Origin of the sequence: Acidovorax sp. IB03 (genome assembly GCF_016406015.1) — a bacterium.
Taxonomy (GTDB): Bacteria; Pseudomonadota; Gammaproteobacteria; order Burkholderiales; family Burkholderiaceae_C; genus Acidovorax; species Acidovorax temperans.
In genome coordinates, this window is sequence record NZ_JAEFCH010000034.1 from 1 (window position 1) to 16,575 (window position 16,575).

The 16,575-nt window shown below is 63.3% G+C and carries 14 protein-coding genes, 2 tRNA genes and 2 pseudogenes; 14 read left to right on the forward strand and 4 right to left on the reverse strand.

Annotated features, from left to right (window positions below; translation table 11 throughout):
* Positions 1 to 393 precede the first annotated feature (393 nt).
* The 9 genes and pseudogenes from IHV84_RS15920 (at position 394) to IHV84_RS15960 (ending at position 6,703) form a co-directional block, all read left to right on the forward strand.
* Positions 394 to 651, forward strand: coding sequence for a hypothetical protein (locus IHV84_RS15920; RefSeq protein WP_233100066.1), 258 nt, complete (start codon positions 394 to 396; stop codon positions 649 to 651).
* Positions 648 to 905 (forward strand): hypothetical protein, encoded by a 258-nt coding sequence (locus tag IHV84_RS15925; protein WP_198847582.1) that lies wholly within the window; start codon positions 648 to 650, stop codon positions 903 to 905. Before IHV84_RS15920 ends, IHV84_RS15925 begins: the two co-directional genes overlap by 4 nt.
* Complete coding sequence (locus tag IHV84_RS15930; RefSeq protein WP_198847583.1) at positions 902 to 1,174, forward strand: hypothetical protein; 273 nt, start codon at positions 902 to 904, stop codon at positions 1,172 to 1,174. Before IHV84_RS15925 ends, IHV84_RS15930 begins: the two co-directional genes overlap by 4 nt.
* A 132-nt stretch (positions 1,175 to 1,306) precedes the next feature.
* Positions 1,307 to 1,738: pseudogene (gene radC / locus IHV84_RS15935) on the forward strand (DNA repair protein RadC); the annotation flags it as partial.
* 9 nt (positions 1,739 to 1,747) lie between these two features.
* Positions 1,748 to 2,521 carry a hypothetical protein gene (locus tag IHV84_RS15940; protein ID WP_198847585.1) on the forward strand — a complete coding sequence of 258 codons (774 nt, stop codon included), beginning with the start codon at positions 1,748 to 1,750 and terminating at the stop codon, positions 2,519 to 2,521.
* A 200-nt stretch (positions 2,522 to 2,721) separates the two neighbouring features.
* Complete coding sequence (locus IHV84_RS15945) at positions 2,722 to 2,943, forward strand: AlpA family transcriptional regulator (protein ID WP_198847586.1); 222 nt, start codon at positions 2,722 to 2,724, stop codon at positions 2,941 to 2,943.
* Positions 2,940 to 3,179, forward strand: a complete 240-nt coding sequence (locus tag IHV84_RS15950; protein ID WP_198847587.1) for a hypothetical protein — start codon at positions 2,940 to 2,942, stop codon at positions 3,177 to 3,179. Before IHV84_RS15945 ends, IHV84_RS15950 begins: the two co-directional genes overlap by 4 nt.
* 181 nt (positions 3,180 to 3,360) lie before the next feature.
* Positions 3,361 to 3,651, forward strand: a complete 291-nt coding sequence (locus IHV84_RS15955; protein ID WP_198847588.1) for a hypothetical protein — start codon at positions 3,361 to 3,363, stop codon at positions 3,649 to 3,651.
* Positions 3,652 to 3,808: 157 nt separating this feature from the next.
* A complete protein-coding gene (locus IHV84_RS15960; RefSeq protein WP_198847589.1) occupies positions 3,809 to 6,703 on the forward strand; it encodes a DUF927 domain-containing protein in 2,895 nt (964 codons plus the stop codon).
* 799 nt (positions 6,704 to 7,502) lie between these two features.
* Here IHV84_RS15960 and IHV84_RS15965 read toward each other — a convergent pair.
* Positions 7,503 to 7,587: transfer RNA gene (locus IHV84_RS15965), tRNA-Leu, on the reverse strand.
* Between the two features lie 41 nt (positions 7,588 to 7,628).
* On the opposite strand from IHV84_RS15965, the gene cysM reads away from it, so the two are divergent.
* The 3 genes and pseudogenes from cysM to IHV84_RS15980 all read left to right on the forward strand — a co-directional run bounded on the left by cysM (position 7,629) and on the right by IHV84_RS15980 (position 9,447).
* On the forward strand, positions 7,629 to 8,531 hold the full coding sequence (gene cysM, locus IHV84_RS15970) for a cysteine synthase CysM (RefSeq protein WP_198847590.1): 903 nt from the start codon (positions 7,629 to 7,631) through the stop codon (positions 8,529 to 8,531).
* Between the two features lie 114 nt (positions 8,532 to 8,645).
* Positions 8,646 to 9,214: pseudogene (locus IHV84_RS15975) on the forward strand (NUDIX domain-containing protein).
* 5 nt (positions 9,215 to 9,219) lie between these two features.
* Entirely contained in the window at positions 9,220 to 9,447 is a 228-nt protein-coding gene (locus tag IHV84_RS15980) for a sulfurtransferase TusA family protein (RefSeq protein ID WP_044401862.1), read from the forward strand.
* Between the two features lie 133 nt (positions 9,448 to 9,580).
* On the opposite strand, the gene galU is transcribed toward IHV84_RS15980, so the two are convergent.
* The 3 genes from galU to IHV84_RS15995 all read right to left on the reverse strand — a co-directional run bounded on the left by galU (position 9,581) and on the right by IHV84_RS15995 (position 13,935).
* Positions 9,581 to 10,468 (reverse strand): UTP--glucose-1-phosphate uridylyltransferase GalU, encoded by an 888-nt coding sequence (galU, locus tag IHV84_RS15985; RefSeq protein ID WP_198847591.1) that lies wholly within the window; start codon positions 10,466 to 10,468, stop codon positions 9,581 to 9,583.
* 97 nt (positions 10,469 to 10,565) lie between these two features.
* Positions 10,566 to 13,604, reverse strand: coding sequence for a valine--tRNA ligase (locus IHV84_RS15990; RefSeq protein ID WP_198847592.1), 3,039 nt, complete (start codon positions 13,602 to 13,604; stop codon positions 10,566 to 10,568).
* Between the two features lie 241 nt (positions 13,605 to 13,845).
* Positions 13,846 to 13,935, reverse strand: a tRNA-Ser gene (locus tag IHV84_RS15995).
* A gap of 115 nt (positions 13,936 to 14,050) precedes the next feature.
* On the opposite strand from IHV84_RS15995, the gene IHV84_RS16000 reads away from it, so the two are divergent.
* A complete protein-coding gene (locus IHV84_RS16000; RefSeq protein WP_198847593.1) occupies positions 14,051 to 15,646 on the forward strand; it encodes a thymidine phosphorylase family protein in 1,596 nt (531 codons plus the stop codon).
* 2 nt (positions 15,647 to 15,648) lie between these two features.
* Entirely contained in the window at positions 15,649 to 16,572 is a 924-nt protein-coding gene (locus tag IHV84_RS16005) for a ribose-phosphate diphosphokinase (protein ID WP_198847594.1), read from the forward strand.
* Positions 16,573 to 16,575: the final 3 nt, after the last annotated feature.

Below are 16,575 nucleotides of genomic sequence, written 5' to 3' on the forward strand. Positions count from 1 at the left end.
TGATCTATCTCGCAGCTGGGGTTATCAACTCTCGCTGATTCTCAACACGTCCTAGCCCCCGCGCGCGCGTAGCACCCCTCAGATCAAAGGTGGAAATATTTCCACCTTTGATTGCACCCAGCCCCCAGCGCATGCCATAATCCGCGCAACCCGAAAGGGCCGGTGCTTGAAAACACCTTTTCAGTTAGCGGTGCAACCTCCCCGTTAGTGAGGTTTTGTCACGTCTGGATTTTTTGAATATCCGTGTTGCGGGTGTTCGCAAGGTTTCGGGCGGGATGGCCAGAGCGGTAACGCCTGGCGCACGTCTAACTGCGTGTTTTCAACATCCCGCCCACCTGCCTGCGCTTGAAAACGTGGGCTGGTGGTTTCAGTCTCAGTTAGGAGCAAGAAGCCATGACAAACGTCATCCCCTTGGCCAGCCGCCGCGCTGCGCCCACACCCGCCCAAGGTGCCCGCCTTGGAGCCCCCGACCCCATTCAACTGCATGCCGATGCGCACAACGCCTTGTCCATGGCATTGCACTACCTGCGCCAGCCCCGCGCCAATGTGCCCGGCGCTGCCCGCAAAGCGGTGCAAGCCCTGGCTGCACTGCGCAGCCTGGACGGTGCAGACGTTTGCACGAGCCCCAGCACGCAAGGGGGTGCAGCATGAGCGGTATCACTTTCACCACGCGAGGACATGAGGAAGGCACTAACCGGGTGCGCGAGTCGTCGGCAAACCTGCCTGGGCAGGTGCACTTGAGCATGACGGCCTGCCGGGGCACGCGCCTGATTGGGCTAGGTTTGTCGCATGACTTCATGGCCGTGCAGCTTGAGTTTTCGCCCGCGCAAGTGCGGGCCATAGCGGCTGAACTGCTGGCCTGTGCCGATGCGCTGAACATTGCAAAGCCAGGGGGTGCGGCATGAGCGCACATGTAAACAATCAGCCTTACACCGTGGAGCAAATGCAGCTAGCGCTGACTGTCATTGCAGAGCATGCGATAACGCTGAATGACGTGCTGATGAGCCTGCAGGAGCAGTTCGGCAAGCAGCAAGACCTGTGCGCCCACCTGGGGGCTGTGAAGTGCATGGTTGAGGTGATCGGCGGCATCGCGGATGACGCGACGGGCGGCGATGTGGCTGGTGACATGCGCCACTGGGTTTACGGGCCTCTCTTTGCTGGCAAGGGGGGCTGAGCCATGGCAACAACAAGCACGACCCGACGCAAACCTGCGCCCGTTCGACATCCCAAGGCGGGCGAGTTGTTGCCCGAGTACGGTACGGGCAGCACTTCGCACAGCTACAGGCAGCGCCTGTATGCGCGTGATCTCGCCATTGTTGAAAAGGCGCTTTCAATTCTGCGAAGGTGGATGACGGAACCCGGCAGCGTTTTCGACAATCCCGATGCGGTGGAAAGCTACCTGCGCTTGCACCTGGGAGCTGAACCCGTGGAACACTTTGCAGTGCTTTTCTTGGATTCACAAAACCGCGCTATAGCCTTTGAACGCATGTTCACGGGAACCCTGACGCAAACCAGCGTGTACCCCCGTGAGGTGGCCCAAGCCGCGCTGCGCCACAACGCCAGCGCTGTGATCCTGGCACACAACCACCCGAGCGGCATCGTGAAACCCAGCCAGGCAGATGAAGCCTTGACCAACACTCTGAAGCAGACGCTTGCGCTTGTGGATGTGCGTGTTTTAGATCATGTGATTGTGGGTAGCCTGCGGTCGCTGAGCATGGCGGAGCAAGGTTTGATCTAGGAGGGAATCATGATTGTTGATCTTCGGTGGTTGGATGCCTGGAGTGAGGCGGGTTGCTTTTCGCAAGCTGAGAAAGACGCCGGTTGGCCTGACGCCATGAAGCCCGAGCAACTGGCAGCGCTACAGCGGCCCGGCAAGGAGCTGGAGCAAAAACGAAAGCGGGCGCGGCTGGCTTCCGCCATTGATACCGCTTGTAAGCAAGGGGCTTTGGTGCATGCAGTGGGTGTAAAGCAGTTCGTCCAGCCTTCCAAAACCTACAACCCGGGGTTTTCAACCACGGCGGAAAACTGGCCTGCTGCCTACGTGCGCGACGGCAGGCCTTTGGCATACACCACCGAAGCCAGAACCATTGAAACAAGGTTTTTCAGCATCGCACCCGGTGACTTTGCAGCTTGGCTACACGCTGCACACGAGGAGCCTAGCGCCCCTATTGCTGTGTGGTTTGAAGTGCGTGGCGTGGCCTGGCCTCCTGTGTTGGCGGTAGATGCCGACACCGTGGCCGATTGGCCGGGGCTCGTTGTTTTGGTGAAGAACCGAAAGAAAGGCACCCGCTGGACTGAGGGGGAGGTGGCTATTTTGCGTGCCGAATTTGCGCGGCGGGGCGGGTGGAGCCGAGAGGCTAACGGCCAGCCATGGGTGAAGAACTCCAGCATTCAGAGCGATATGGCGACTGAGCTGGGGTTTTCTGCACGCTCTGCGCTGGATCGCCATCTTGGCGATGGGCCGGATCGTGGCTCAGCGGTTATGTCTTCTGCTGTTGGTGCCCTGACAGGTACGCGCTGAGCTTTTACAGCCCTGGTGGCGTGGCAGGCCGCGAGGCAACCGCCCCGCCATGGCAGGCCATCGCCAGGCGTTGCGGGCTTCTTTGGGCTTTGCCTCGTGGCATGCCTCGTGATTTTTGTTCGAGGCACTGAAAAACTTCCGTTCATACCCGCCAGGTCTTGTAAGGACGTGCGGGGATTTCCAACGGAGTAAACATCGCCATGCAAGTAGTTCACCAGTCCCGCCCGGTCGTCCCTCGTGATCGCCTGATCCGCCTGCCTGATGTGGAGGGCGCAACCGGGTGCAAGAAATCCACCATTTACGAACTGATGAAAGCGGGGCGTTTTCCCAAGCCTGTGCGCTTGTCTGCCCGGCACGTGGCCTGGCCAGAAAGCGCCGTTTTGCAGTGGGTGCAAGACCGAATCAAAGAGGCCCAGCAATGAGCGCCGCACGCCCAAGAAATGGGGATGGAATGAAGGAAATTCGTATCACCTTGGAGCCCCAAGCCCGAAGCATGACGCTGCGTGTTGGCAGCACCAATCACTTTGAGATTGCATCGCTATCGACGCTTGAAGCCCGGCAACTGGCTGCTGATTTACTGCGTTACTCGGACTTCCTCGATGGGGCTGCTGTGGAGCCCCAATCCATCGCACCTCAGGGTGTAGAGGGGGTGGCATGAGTCACACCATAAACGCTGTATTGGATGTGCTGGCAGGTGCTGTGGCAGGGCTTGGTTTGCCTGGCCTTGGTGAGGTTGTCGCGGCATATCAGGGTGGGGCACAGGCTGTATTGGCTGTCTGTCTCGTGGGGCGCAAGTGCAAGCCCGTAGCTGTTGCTGCCGGGGCCATGGAGGTGCAGCCATGACGCCTGCACAGCAAGCAGCACACGACGCTGCCATGCAAGCAGCAGCCCGTACCCTGGGGCACGCTTTTACCTTTGCTGCTTTGCATGCCAGCGGCGGGCCGCTGTTTCAGCGCACCATGCGCCGCCCGCAATCTGCGCCTGTGTTGGTGCGCTTTGTATGGCCTGGGGTGCTGGTGGTGTGTGACCCCCAAACGGGCGATGTGTTGGCCGAATCTGAGCCAGGCCGGCCCCTGCAGCTCAAGGCGGGTTTTGTGCCTGCTGCGGCGTGTACTCCCGTACGTGGGTAGGTGGGGCTCGTCATGGCACCAGTAAAGCAGCAAGACGATACCCGCCCCCTTCAGGCCGCACGTGTGGCGGACTTTCTCGAAAAGCACCCCGCCAGCACACAAAAGGATACACGCTGCTGTATCGACCCCGCTCCCAGCCTGACCTATTCACGGCCCTATGACAAAAACTACCATCACCCCCGACCTGATCCGCGCAGCCCTGGCGCACATCCCCGCTAACCTGGCGCGTGAGGATTGGGCGCGGGTGGGTATGGCCATCAAAAGCGAATACCCCGATGCGACCGGGCAAGACCTGTTTGAAGCCTGGAGCGCCACGGCAGACAACCACGACCCACGGGCCACGCGCAGCACCTGGCGCAGCATCAAAGCGGGCGGGGGCGTGGGCATTGGCACGCTGCTGCACCTGGCCAAAGAACACGGCTTTGTGTTGCCCAAGCCCACCGAAGCGCCCCAGCCCCCGAGCCCCGAAGTGCTGGCCCAGCGTGAGCGCGAGAAGGCAGAGCGCCAGCGGGCCGAGCAAGCCCAGCAAGAGGCCGCGCACGCTGCTGCAGCGGCTGATGCGGTGGGCCAGTGGGATGCAGCCAGCACCACGGGCCACAGCCCGTATTTGACCCGCAAGGGCGTGCACGCCCACGGTGTGCGCTTTGCCCCTGACGGCTGTTTGCTGGTGCCGGTGCGCGATGCTGCGGGCAAGCTGTGGAACCTGCAGCGCATAGCCCCCGAGCGCCCCGCCGATGGCACCGACAAGCTGTTTTTGAAGGGCGGGCGTAAGTCGGGCCTGTGGCACTGGTGCGGTGATCCTGCGGGGGCTCTGGTGCTGCTGGTGGCCGAGGGCTACGCCACAGCCGCAAGCCTGCATGAAGCCACGGGCTACCCGGTGGCCGTGGCCTTTGATGCGGGCAACCTGGCCCACGTCACCAAGGCCCTGCGCCAGCAACACCGCGCCGCGCTGCTGGTGGTGTGCGGTGACGATGACCGCGACACAGAAGCCCGCACGGGCACCAACACCGGGCGCGTAAAGGCCGAGGCTGCAGCCCGTGCCGTGCGTGGCCTGGCCGTGTTCCCCGAGGGCCTGCCCGACGGCGGCAGCGACTTCAACGACATGCACCAGGCGCAAGGGCTGGATGCTGTGGGGGCTCTGGTAGGCCAGGCCATTGCAGCCCACCAGGCGGGGCAGGCGCAGGCGATGCAGAGCCACACCAGTACCACCCCTGCCGACCATGAGCCCCCGGCCAATCCTCCTGCAGAGGGCCGCGCCTTTGATCCGTTCACGGTGGACGATGCGGGCGTGTGGCATTCAGGCGTGGACAAAGAGGGCCAGCCCAAGCCGCCCATGTGGGTGTGTAGCCGCCTGGACGTGCAAGCCCTGACCCGCGACCAGGACGGCGCAGGCTGGGGCTATCTGCTGGCGTTTGCCGACCCGCTGGGCAAGCCCAAGCAATGGGCCATGCCTGCCCGCATGTTGTCTGGCGATGGGGGCGAATACCGCGCCGCGCTGCTCAATATGGGGCTGCGCATTGCCCCATCGCCCAGCGCCCGCAACCTGCTGACCCAGTACATCCAGACCCGCCAGCCCGGCGAGTTTGCGAGCTGCACCGACCGCATTGGCTGGCACGGCCACGCCTTTGTGCTGCCCCATGAAACCATTGGCGATGATGCCGAGCGCATCGTGTTCCAGTCTGAAAGCCAGATGGAAAACACCTTCCGCATCAAGCGCGATGCCGCCGACTGGCGCGCCCGCATCGGGGCTCTGTGCGTGGGTAATTCCCGCTTGGTGTTTGCCGTGGCCAGCGCCTTTGCTGGGCCGCTGCTGCGCCCAGCGGGCATGGAGAGCGGGGGCTTTCACATTCGGGGCGATAGCTCCAGCGGCAAAACCACAGCCCTGCGCCTGGCTGCCAGCGTGTACGGTGGCCCCAGCTACATGCAGCGCTGGCGCACCACTGACAACGCCCTAGAAGCCATCGCCGCACAGCACTGCGATTCGCTGCTGATCCTGGACGAGCTGGCGCAGGTAGAGGGCAAGGTGGCCGGGGAGTGCGCCTACATGCTGGCCAATGAGCAAAGCAAGGCCCGCGCTACCCGTAACGGCGCACCCCGTGCCCGCCTGTCCTGGCGCTTGCTGTTCCTGTCTGCTGGTGAGCTGGGCTTGGCCGACCACATGGCCGAGGGCATGAAGCGCACCCGCACCGGGCAAGAGGTGCGCATGGCCGACATTCCAGCCGATGCGGGCGCGGGCCTGGGTGCCTTTGAAAACCTGCACGGCTTTGCGGGTGGTGCTGCCTTCTCCAGCCACTTGACCCGCGAGGCGCAGGTATGCCACGGGGCGGCAGGCCGTGCGTTCATTGAATGGGCTTGCGCCAATGCCGACACCCTGGCCAGGCGCACACGGGCGGCAGTGCATGCCCTGGCGCGTGAGTGGGTGCCGCAAGGTGCATCGGGCCAGGTTGAGCGCGTGGCCGCCCGCTTTGCCTTGGTGGGTGCTGCGGGGGCTCTGGCCACGGAGGCGGGGCTTACGGGCTGGCCAGCGGGCGAGAGTGAGCGGGCCGCACGCGCCTGCTTTGATGCATGGCTGGCTGCCCGTGGTGGTGCTGGCAATGGTGAAGTGGTGTCCATGCTGCGGGCGGTGCGCCGCTTCCTGGAGACACACGGGGAAGGCCGCTTCACTTGGTGGCACCGTGCATCGGATGACCACAACGCCAAGACGCTGCAGCGTGCGGGTTTCAGGCGCATGGTTGACCAGGACGGCAAGCCCTTGAAGATCGTAAAGGCGTCTGCTGTGTCCGGGGGCTCCAACGATGACAAGTCCATTTATCAGGCTCTGACCTCAGTTGATGACGAGGATGTGAGCGTTGAATACTTCCTTCTGCCCGAGGTGTTCCGAGCCGAGGTTTGCTTAAACCTTGACTATCAGGCCGTTCTTCGCGTCCTGTTGGAGCATGGGGCTCTGCTGCCTGGCACAGGCCGGGCCTTTGACTGCAAGCAGCGTTTGCCCGGCTTGGGCGTGTCCAACTGCTACCGCATCACCCCCGCACTGTTCGCCCTGGACGTGTAGGGCGTCAACCACCTGCCAGGCCCGTGCATGCTGACGTATGCACGGGCCTTTGCATACGTGCGCCAAGCATTGGCCAGCGGTGCCGCCCGTGGGGGGGGCGGGGCATGAAACCCCTTCGCGCTGAAAAATCAAGAAATGCACCAAAAGGTGCATCGGGGCCTTCGCTGATTTGAACGCTTGGGGCTCTGGTCGTCGGGCGCGTTGCGGGGTGCTGCGCCCGGAAATGTGCGAAAAATGCGGTTTGGCCTGAATTTTGTTCCCACTGTTCCCACTGCTCAAAAAGGAGTGGTAACGCGCTAGGCCCCTGTTTATGCGGTGTTCCCACTGTTCCCACTGTTACCACGCAAAAAAGCGAGAGGGGGAAGGAATGCGCTCAGAGAGTGAAACCGTCGATGCACATTATTGGGCGTGGCATGTGGAGCGCTGCGGCTGGCCCTGCCCCCCCGGATGTAGGTTCTCCCTGGCTCTGTGCGGTGCGGGTGATTCGAGCCGCACCCGCGCACTGTTGTGTGACTCTCCCTAGGGGGGTTAAGTTATGGCATGGCCATCCTGGGGGGTAATGGCGGGCGACTGGTGTCATAAGGCAGCCGACCAAGACAAGCGGCCCAGCCTGTGCGGCCCTCGTTGGGGGTACATGTAGCGATGTACCCCCACTTTCCCAGAAGGTACCCCCATTTGTACCCCCACATACCCCCGGATTCCGGCACACTTCGGCGCACGTTCACGCACTAGTCAAAGCCACTTCCCATAGGGAAAAAGAAAAAGGCCGGAAGCTCGTGGAAGCTTCCGGCCTTATCTGTGGTGCCCGGGGCCGGAATCGAACCGGCACGCCTTGCGGCGGGGGATTTTGAGTCCCCTGCGTCTACCAATTTCACCACCCGGGCGGGTAATTTGTGAAGACGCAAATTATGGCACAGTAGTGACCATGAATTACCAAACTATCGAACAAGCGGTTGGCAACACGCCACTGGTGGCCTTGCAGCGCATTGGTGCGCAGGAAAATGCGGCGCGTGGCAATGTGGTTTTGGGCAAGTTGGAAGGCAACAACCCTGCGGGCTCGGTGAAGGACCGGCCTGCGCTGTCCATGATCCGTCGTGCGGAGGAGCGTGGTGACATTCGGCCGGGCGATACGCTGATCGAAGCGACGTCGGGCAACACCGGCATTGCGCTGGCCATGGCCGCTGCCATCAAGGACTATCGCATGGTGCTGGTGATGCCTGAGGATTTGTCGATTGAGCGGGCCCAGACCATGAAGGCCTTTGGCGCCGAGCTGGTGCTGACCCCCAAGAGTGGTGGCATGGAGCATGCCCGCGACTTGGCTGAGGCCATGCAAAAGCGCGGAGAGGGCAAGGTGCTGGACCAGTTCGGCAATGAGGACAACCCCCGCATTCACTACGAAACGACGGGCCCCGAGATTTGGGAGCAGACGGGCGGACGCGTCACGCACTTTGTGAGTGCGATGGGCACCACTGGAACCATCTCAGGGGTGTCGCGTTACCTCAAGGAAAAAAATCCGGGCATCCAGATCATCGGAGCCCAGCCCCAGGAAGGCTCGCGCATTCCGGGCATTCGCAAGTGGCCGCAGGAATATCTGCCCAAAATTTACGACCCGCGCGCGGTGGACGAACTGGTGTACGTGAGCCAGGACGATGCCGAGGAAATGTGCCGCCGCCTGGCCCGTGAGGAAGGCATTTTCGCGGGGATCTCTGCCGCTGGCGCTTGCTGGGTAGCCCAGCAGATCGCGCTGCGTGAGCAAGATGCCACCATCGTCTTTGTGGTGTGCGACCGGGGCGATCGCTACCTCTCTACAGGGGTGTTCCCTGCCTGAAGCAGGCTCAGGCCATCTTGATATGGGCTGGTGCGCTGGGGTTTGAATTTTGAATGAAATATGGCTCTGGCGCTTGATGGATAAGCGCAGCCAGCTATCTTTTTGGAAGCACCCATGACCCAGTATGAAACCCGCTACTGCACCCACTGCGGCACGGCCCTTGCGTGGATCACCCAGTTGGAAGACGGGGGCGACAAGGCGCGCTTGCGCTGTCCTGCTTGCGGATGGACGCACTGGAACAACCCCACGCCCGTGTTGGCTGCCATCGTGGAGGTGAATGGCCAGGTCCTGCTGGCACGCAATGCGGCCTGGCCAGAGAAAATGTTTGCATTGATCACAGGCTTCATGGAAGCCGGTGAGTCGCCGCAGGAAGGCATTGCCCGCGAGGTCAAGGAAGAAACCAACCTGGATGTTCAGAGCGCCAAACTTGTGGGGGCCTACGAGTTTTTGCGCATGAACCAAGTGATCATTGCCTACCATGTCGTGGCAACAGGCCAGGTGAAGCTGTCCCCTGAACTGGTGGACTATCGCCTGTACGATCTGGACAAACTCAAGTGCTGGCCCGCTGGCACAGGCTATGCGTTGGCAGACTGGCTGCGCACCCGAGGGCACGAGCCAGTGTTTTTACCGAAGAAGAAAATGCAGAGCGGCGCCGTGGGCTGGGCCTGCCGAGCAAGGATTGATGACCATGGAAACACACAAAGAAATCGATACCCGGGGCTTGAACTGCCCTTTGCCCATTCTCAAAGCCAAGAAGGCCTTGGCAGAAATGGCCAGCGGCCAGCTCTTGAAGGTATTGGCCACCGATGTGGGGTCGGTGCGCGACTTCCAGGCGTTTGCCAAGCAAACGGGCAATGAGCTGGTGGAACAGCAAACCGTGGGTGAGGAGTTCATCCACGTTCTGCGCCGCCGCTAAGGGTGGGTGCGGCGCACGGTGGGGCCTACAGTCCCGAACCGTGCGTTGGGCGCCGGGAAGCCCATCCCCGGCTAACGCCAATTGAATAGCTAGCTGTGCGCGCTGGTCATGTGCGCACGGCGTGTGCTTAGCCTCAGAGGCTCAGCCCTTTGAGGTATGTGCGGAACGCCGCACCCACTTGTGGGTGCTGCAATGCCAGTTCCACCGTGGCCTCCAGAAAGCCTTCTTTGCTGCCGCAGTCGTAGCGCTTGCCTTCGTACTGGAATGCGTACACCGCTTCGTGTGCCATCAGCCGCGCGATGCCATCCGTGAGCTGGATTTCGCCACCCACACCGCGTGGCTGGTTGCGGATCTCTTCGAAGACGCCTGGGGTAAGGATGTAGCGCCCAGCCACCCCCATGCGGGAAGGGGCCACGTCGGCTTTGGGCTTTTCCACGATGCGTTCAATGCGGATCAGCGGGCCGCCAGCGGGCTCGCCGGCCACGATGCCGTATTTGTGGACCTGGTCTTCCGGCACTTCCTGCACTGCGATGACCGAGCGGCCTTGCTGGCGGAAGGCGGTGGCCATCTGGGCCAGCACGGGCTGGCCGCCTGGGGGGCCCACCATCAGGTCGTCGGCCAGCAGCACGGCAAAGGGTTCCTTGCCCACCAGCGGCTCGGCGCACAACACGGCGTGGCCCAGGCCCAGCGAGCGGGGCTGGCGCACAAAGGCGCAGTCCATGTCGCTGGGCTGGATGGAGCGCGCCAGCGCCAGCAACTCCTTCTTGCCGGCCGCTTCCAGCTCGGCTTCCAGTTCGTAGGCGGTATCGAAGTGGTCTTCAATGGCGCGCTTGCTGCGGCCCGTCACAAAAATCATGTGGCGGATGCCCGCGGCGTAGGCCTCTTCGACGGCGTACTGGATCAGCGGCTTGTCCACCACGGGCAGCATCTCTTTGGGGCTGGCCTTGGTGGCGGGCAGAAAGCGTGTGCCCAGTCCGGCAACGGGGAAAACGGCTTTGCGAACGGTGGTGGCAACAGTCATGGGACTCCTTGAGTGAAGACAGGGATTCGGGGTGTTGTGGTCGTCGTGGATATGCAAGTGTCAGGCCAGAGCTGCCCGGCCCTTCACTTTTGTTCTGTCAGCCCAGGCGACCCAGCTGGTCGCGCAGGCGGGTCAGCGTGGCGCCGAAGTCAGCGATGCGCTTCTTTTCCTGGTCGATCACGGCCGGTGGGGCCTTGGCCACAAAGGCTTCGTTCGAGAGCTTGTTGTTGGCCTTGGCGACTTCGCCTTCGATGCGGGCGATTTCTTTGGACAAGCGGGCCTTCTCGGCGGCCACGTCAATCTCCATGTACAGCGCCAGCCGAGCTTCGCCCACCACGGCCACAGGCGCTGCCTGCGCAGCAGCGGCCCAGGCGGCCTCGTCGTCAAACACCTTGACCTCGCTGAGCTTGGCCAGTGCCTGCAGCACCGGGCCCACGCCACGCATGAACTCGGTGTCGCCCACCACGTACAGGGGCAGGCGGGTGGAGGGAGACACGTTCATCTCGCCCCGCAGCGCGCGGCATGCGTCCACCAGGCCCTTCACGCGGCCCATATGGGCAATCGCGGCCTCGTCGATCTTTTCGGGCTGCGCCTCTGGGTAGCGGGCAATGCTGACCGACTCGCCCGGGATACCGGCCACAGGCGCCACCACCTGCCACAGGGCCTCGGTGATGAACGGGATGATGGGGTGGGCCAGGCGCAGGATGGCTTCGAGCGTGCGGATCAGCGTGCGGCGCGTGGCGCGTTGCTGCGCTTCGGTGCCGTTCTGGATCTGCACCTTGGCGATCTCCAGGTACCAGTCGCAGTACTCGTTCCAGACAAAGTCATAGATCGTGTTGGCCACGTTGTCCAGGCGGTATTCCTCAAAGCCCTTGGCGACTTCGGCCTCGGCCTTTTGCAGCAGCGAAGTGATCCAGCGGTCGGCTTGGCTGAACTGCATGTAGCCATGCGCGCTGCCGCCAGGCTGGCACTCTTCCTTGGTGTGCTCCTTCAGGCCACAGTCCTGGCCTTCGCAGTTCATCAGCACAAAGCGGCTGGCGTTCCAGAGCTTGTTGCAGAAGTTGCGGTAGCCCTCGCAGCGCTTGCTGTCGAAGTTGATGCTGCGGCCCAGCGACGCCAGCGCCGCAAAGGTGAAGCGCAGCGCATCGGCGCCATAGGCTGGAATGCCCTCGGGGAATTCCTTTTGCGTGTTCTTGCGCACGGTGGGCGCGGTCTCGGGCTTGCGCAGGCCGGTGGTGCGCTTGTCCAGCAGCGGCTCCAGCGCAATGCCGTCGATCAGGTCCACCGGGTCGAGCACGTTGCCTTCGGACTTGGACATCTTCTTGCCCTGCGCGTCGCGCACCAGACCGTGGATGTACACATGCTTGAACGGAACGCGGCCCGTGAAGTGCGTGGTCATCATGATCATCCGGGCGACCCAGAAGAAGATGATGTCGTAGCCCGTGACCAGCACCGTGCTGGGCAGGTACAGGTTGAAGTCGTCGGTCTCGGCGGTGCCTTGGTTGGGCCAGCCCATGGTGCTGAAGGGCACGAGGGCGGACGAGTACCAGGTGTCGAGCACGTCCTCGTCGCGGCGCAGCGTCTTGCCCGGGGCCTTGGCCTGCGCCTCGGCTTCGGTGCGGGCGACGATCACGTTGCCGTCTTCGTCGTACCAGGCTGGGATCTGGTGGCCCCACCACAGCTGGCGGCTGATGCACCAGTCCTGGATGTTGTTCATCCACTGGTTGTAGGTGTTCACCCAGTTTTCGGGCACGAACTTCACATCACCGCTGGCTACGGCATCAATGGCCTTTTGCGCAATGCTCTTGCCGGTGGGGTCCTGGTCGCTCACCTTGCTCATGGCCACGAACCACTGGTCGGTCAGCATGGGCTCGATCACTTGGCCGGTGCGGGTGCAGATCGGCACCATGAGCTTGTGCTTCTTCACCTCGACCAGCGCGCCGAGGGCTTCGAGGTCGGCCACGACGGCCTTGCGGGCCACGAAACGGTCCATGCCTCGGTACTTCTCTGGCATCAACTCCTGGATGTTTTCGCCAACCCAGTTGTGCAAGGCGCCGTGCTCGTCATGCGATTTGTACTTGTCATCACCACCCTGACTCCACAAGCTACCGTCGGGCATATAGAACTTGGTGCCGACGGGCATTGAAAGAAGTGGGGCCTTAGAGATCGTTGCATCAAGATCCAAGATCGTCACCAAAGGCAGCTTGTGGCGCTGCCCCACGGCGTAGTCATTCTGGTCGTGCGCGGGCGTGACCTTCACCACACCGGTACCAAACTCTTTGTCCACATAGTCGTCGGCAATGATTGGAATGTGACGGCCCACCAGGGGTAGCACGGCCATCTTGCCAATCAGGTTGCGATAACGCTCATCCTCAGGATGCACCATCAGCGCCACGTCGCCCAGCATGGTTTCAGGCCGCGTGGTGGCCACCGTCAGGCTGCCCGATCCATCGGCCAGCGGGTAGGCGATGTGCCACAGCGAGCCGTCTTTTTCTTCGCTCTCGACTTCCAGGTCGGACACGGCGGACTGCAGCTTGGGGTCCCAGTTCACCAGGCGCTTGCCGCGGTAGATCAGGCCCTGTTCGTACAGCTTCACGAAGGTGTCGGTCACCACCGCGCTGAGCTTGTCGTCCATGGTGAAGTATTCGCGGCTCCAGTCCACGCTGTCGCCCATGCGGCGCATCTGCGTGGTGATGGTGTTGCCGGACTTTTCCTTCCACTCCCACACCTTGCTCACAAAGTTCTTGCGCGCCTCGGGCGGGGTGGGGCCCATGTCGTAGCGGCTGATGCCTTGCTCTTGCAGCTGGCGCTCCACCACGATCTGCGTGGCGATACCCGCGTGGTCGGTGCCCGGCACCCAGACGGTGTTGAAGCCCTTCATGCGGTGATAGCGCGTCAGGCTGTCCATGATCGTCTGGTTGAACGCATGGCCCATGTGCAGCGTGCCCGTCACGTTGGGGGGCGGCAGCTGGATGGAGAACGCGGGCTCGCCCGCTACTGGCGCGCCCGTGCCGCGGTGGCCAGCCGCGCCGTATCCCCGTTTTTCCCATTCAGGCCCCCAGTGGGCTTCCAATGCAGCAGGTTCAAACGACTTGGACAGGCTTTCGAGGCCGGGTTGTTGCAGGGGCGTGCTCATGGGTGGTAGTTGGTGCAGGAAACGGCCTGGTAGGCCGACTCTAGAGACAGGAAGGTTACCCAGCCATTTTAAGGCAGGGCCGCCACGGCTTTGCTGATGCGAGCGTGGAGCTGCGGCGTGGCGGAAGGATTTGCCGATGTCGGCAGCGATGACTTCGCAAGCGCGGTCGATAACGCTCGACCAGAGGGTCCGGCCCAATGCAAAAAGCCCAAGTGGTGAGAACCACTTGGGCTTGCATCAATGGCGGAGAGGGCGGGATTCGAACCCGCGGTGGGGATTAACCCACACACGCTTTCCAGGCGTGCGACTTAAACCGCTCATCCACCTCTCCGAAGCCCGCTACTATAACATTGCTTTTGGATCGGATGGCGCAGCCCACAGAATTTCTTTGCGCACGCGCTGCGGTCGATGGCCGCCCTGGGAATGATTGGGTGTAGGCTGTTTACATGACCAGTTCCATCATTCCTAGTCCTTCACAGGCGCCTCCTGACGGCGGTGCTTCCGTCTCGCGCTTGGCGGTGCGCCGTGTGGCCATCGACACCTGGCGCGAGAACGTCGCTTACCTGCACCGTGACTGTGCTGTGTACCGTGCGGAGGGTTTCCAGGCGTTGTCCAAGATTGAGGTGCGCGCCAATGGCCGGCGCATTCTGGCCACGGTGAACGTGGTGGATGACCTCGGCATCGTTGCGTGCGATGAGCTGGGGCTGTCCGAAGACGCCTTTGCCCTTTTGGGTGTGGAGGCTGGCTACAAGGTGGCGGTAGCGCAGGCCGAGCCTCCCGAATCCATGGGGGCGCTGTTCCGCAAGATCGCGGGGGAGCGCCTGCGGCGCGAGGACCTGCGTGCCATCGTGCGTGATATCGCCGAGCACCGCTATTCCAAGATCGAGCTCACGGCCTTCGTTGTCGCGTGCAACCGCGACGAGTTGGACCGCGAAGAAGTGTTCTTCCTCTCCGACGCCATGGTGGCCACGGGCCAGCGGCTCGATTGGCACGAAGGCTTGGTGGTGGACAAGCACTGCATCGGCGGCATCCCGGGCAACCGTACCTCCATGCTGGTCGTGCCTATTGTGGCGGCGCACGGCATGCTGTGCCCCAAGACGTCGTCGCGCGCCATCACATCGCCGGCGGGCACAGCCGACACCATGGAGGTGCTGGCCAATGTCGAGCTGCCGCTGCAAGACCTGCAGCGCATCGTGCGCGACCACCGCGGCTGCTTGGCCTGGGGGGGCACGGCGCAGCTCTCGCCCGCCGACGATGTGCTGATCTCTGTCGAGCGCCCGCTGTCCATCGACTCGCCGGGGCAGATGGTGGCGTCCATCCTGTCGAAGAAGATCGCCGCAGGCTCCACCCACCTGGTGCTCGACATCCCTATCGGCCCCACGGCAAAAGTGCGCTCCATGCCTGAAGCGCAGCGCCTGCGCCGCCTGTTTGAGTACGTGGCGCGGCGCCTGGGCCTGTCGCTCGACGTGGTCATTACCGACGGGCGTCAGCCCATCGGCAACGGCATTGGCCCGGTGCTGGAAGCGCGCGACGTGATGCGGGTGCTGGAAAACGATCCGCGCGCGCCCAATGATCTGCGCCAGAAATCCCTGCGCCTGGCAGGCCGCCTGATCGAATGCGACCCAGACGTGCGCGGCGGCGACGGCTACGCCATCGCACGCGACATCCTTGACTCCGGCCGCGCCTTGGCGCGCATGCAGGCCATCATCACGGCCCAGGGCGGCAAGGCGTTTGACCACAACCACCCGCGTCTGGGCACGCTGCATTTTGAAGTTTGCGCCCCGGCTGACGGTGTGGTGGCGGGCATTGACAACCAGCAGATTGCCCGCATCGCCCGCCTGGCTGGCGCGCCCAAGGTGAAGGGCGCGGGCGTCGATTTGCTGTGCAAGCTGGGCGATGCCGTGGTCAGCGGCCAGCCGTTGTACCGCGTGTATGCCGACTTCCCGGCTGATCTGGAATTTGCTCGCCAGGCCTGCGCGCAGGGCAGCGGCTATCGCCTGGGCATCGCCGACGAGGTGCCGCGCGTTTTTGTGGAGTTTTGAACATGACCGGATTGCCCCCAGCCCAAACCTGTCTGCTGTACTTCGACGACGAACGCCCTGCTGCCGAGCGTCTGGCCGCCGCCAGCGGCCTGGCCCTGCGGCCCGTGCAGCGCCATCGCTTTCCGGATGGCGAGCTCAAACTGACTTTGCCGGTGGACGGGGCGGGCCAATTGCCCGTGCGCGCCGTGTTGCTGCGCAGCCTCTACCAGCCCAACGACAAGCTGGTTGAACTGCTGCTGGCCGCCCGCGCCGCGCGTGCCCTGGGCGTGCGCCACCTCACGCTGGTGGCGCCGTACTTGGCTTACATGCGCCAAGACATCGCTTTCCATCCCGGCGAAGCCGTGAGCCAGCGCATCGTCGGCCCGTTCCTGGCCAGCCTGTTTGACGCTGTGGTCACCGTCGATCCGCACCTGCACCGCGTTGCCACGCTGCCCGAGGCTGTACCCGCAGCCCAGGCCGTGGTGGTCAGCGGTGCACCGCTGCTGGCCGACTGGGTCGTGCAGCAGCGCCCTGGCGCGCTGCTGGTGGGCCCTGATGGCGAATCGGCCCAGTGGGTGGCCCAGGCCGCACAGCGCCACGGGCTGCAGCATGCCGTGTGCACCAAAGAGCGCCATGGCGACCGCAGCGTCACCATCGCTCTGCCGCCGCTGGACGTGCGGGGCCGGGCCGTGGTGCTGCTCGACGATATGGCCAGCACTGGCCATACCCTGGCGCAGGCTACGCGCCTGCTGCTGCAGGCGGGCGCCGCCTCGGTCGATGTGGCGGTGACCCATGCCCTCATCGCGCCCGACGCGCTTGCCGCGCTGCACGAGGCAGGCGTAGGCTGTTTCTGGAGCACCGATTGCGTGGCCCATGCCAGCAATGCCGTGGCCATGGCACCGGCCCTGGCCGAGGCCTTGGCGCAGGTGGCTACCGCGCTGGATTGATCT

What these genes read in the sequence shown, in the direction of transcription:
- IHV84_RS15920 (WP_233100066.1), top strand. Translation starts at nt 394, where the DNA reads ATGACAAACGTCATCCCCTTGGCCAGCCGCCGCGCTGCGCCCACACCC.
- IHV84_RS16005 (WP_198847594.1), top strand. Translation starts at nt 15,649, where the DNA reads ATGACCGGATTGCCCCCAGCCCAAACCTGTCTGCTGTACTTCGACGAC.
- IHV84_RS15950 (WP_198847587.1), top strand. Translation starts at nt 2,940, where the DNA reads ATGAGCGCCGCACGCCCAAGAAATGGGGATGGAATGAAGGAAATTCGT.
- IHV84_RS15930 (WP_198847583.1), top strand. Translation starts at nt 902, where the DNA reads ATGAGCGCACATGTAAACAATCAGCCTTACACCGTGGAGCAAATGCAG.
- galU (WP_198847591.1), bottom strand. Translation starts at nt 10,468, where the DNA reads ATGACTGTTGCCACCACCGTTCGCAAAGCCGTTTTCCCCGTTGCCGGA.
- cysM (WP_198847590.1), top strand. Translation starts at nt 7,629, where the DNA reads ATGAATTACCAAACTATCGAACAAGCGGTTGGCAACACGCCACTGGTG.
- IHV84_RS15955 (WP_198847588.1), top strand. Translation starts at nt 3,361, where the DNA reads ATGACGCCTGCACAGCAAGCAGCACACGACGCTGCCATGCAAGCAGCA.
- IHV84_RS15980 (WP_044401862.1), top strand. Translation starts at nt 9,220, where the DNA reads ATGGAAACACACAAAGAAATCGATACCCGGGGCTTGAACTGCCCTTTG.
- IHV84_RS15960 (WP_198847589.1), top strand. Translation starts at nt 3,809, where the DNA reads ATGACAAAAACTACCATCACCCCCGACCTGATCCGCGCAGCCCTGGCG.
- IHV84_RS15925 (WP_198847582.1), top strand. Translation starts at nt 648, where the DNA reads ATGAGCGGTATCACTTTCACCACGCGAGGACATGAGGAAGGCACTAAC.
- IHV84_RS15940 (WP_198847585.1), top strand. Translation starts at nt 1,748, where the DNA reads ATGATTGTTGATCTTCGGTGGTTGGATGCCTGGAGTGAGGCGGGTTGC.
- IHV84_RS15990 (WP_198847592.1), bottom strand. Translation starts at nt 13,604, where the DNA reads ATGAGCACGCCCCTGCAACAACCCGGCCTCGAAAGCCTGTCCAAGTCG.
- IHV84_RS15945 (WP_198847586.1), top strand. Translation starts at nt 2,722, where the DNA reads ATGCAAGTAGTTCACCAGTCCCGCCCGGTCGTCCCTCGTGATCGCCTG.
- IHV84_RS16000 (WP_198847593.1), top strand. Translation starts at nt 14,051, where the DNA reads ATGACCAGTTCCATCATTCCTAGTCCTTCACAGGCGCCTCCTGACGGC.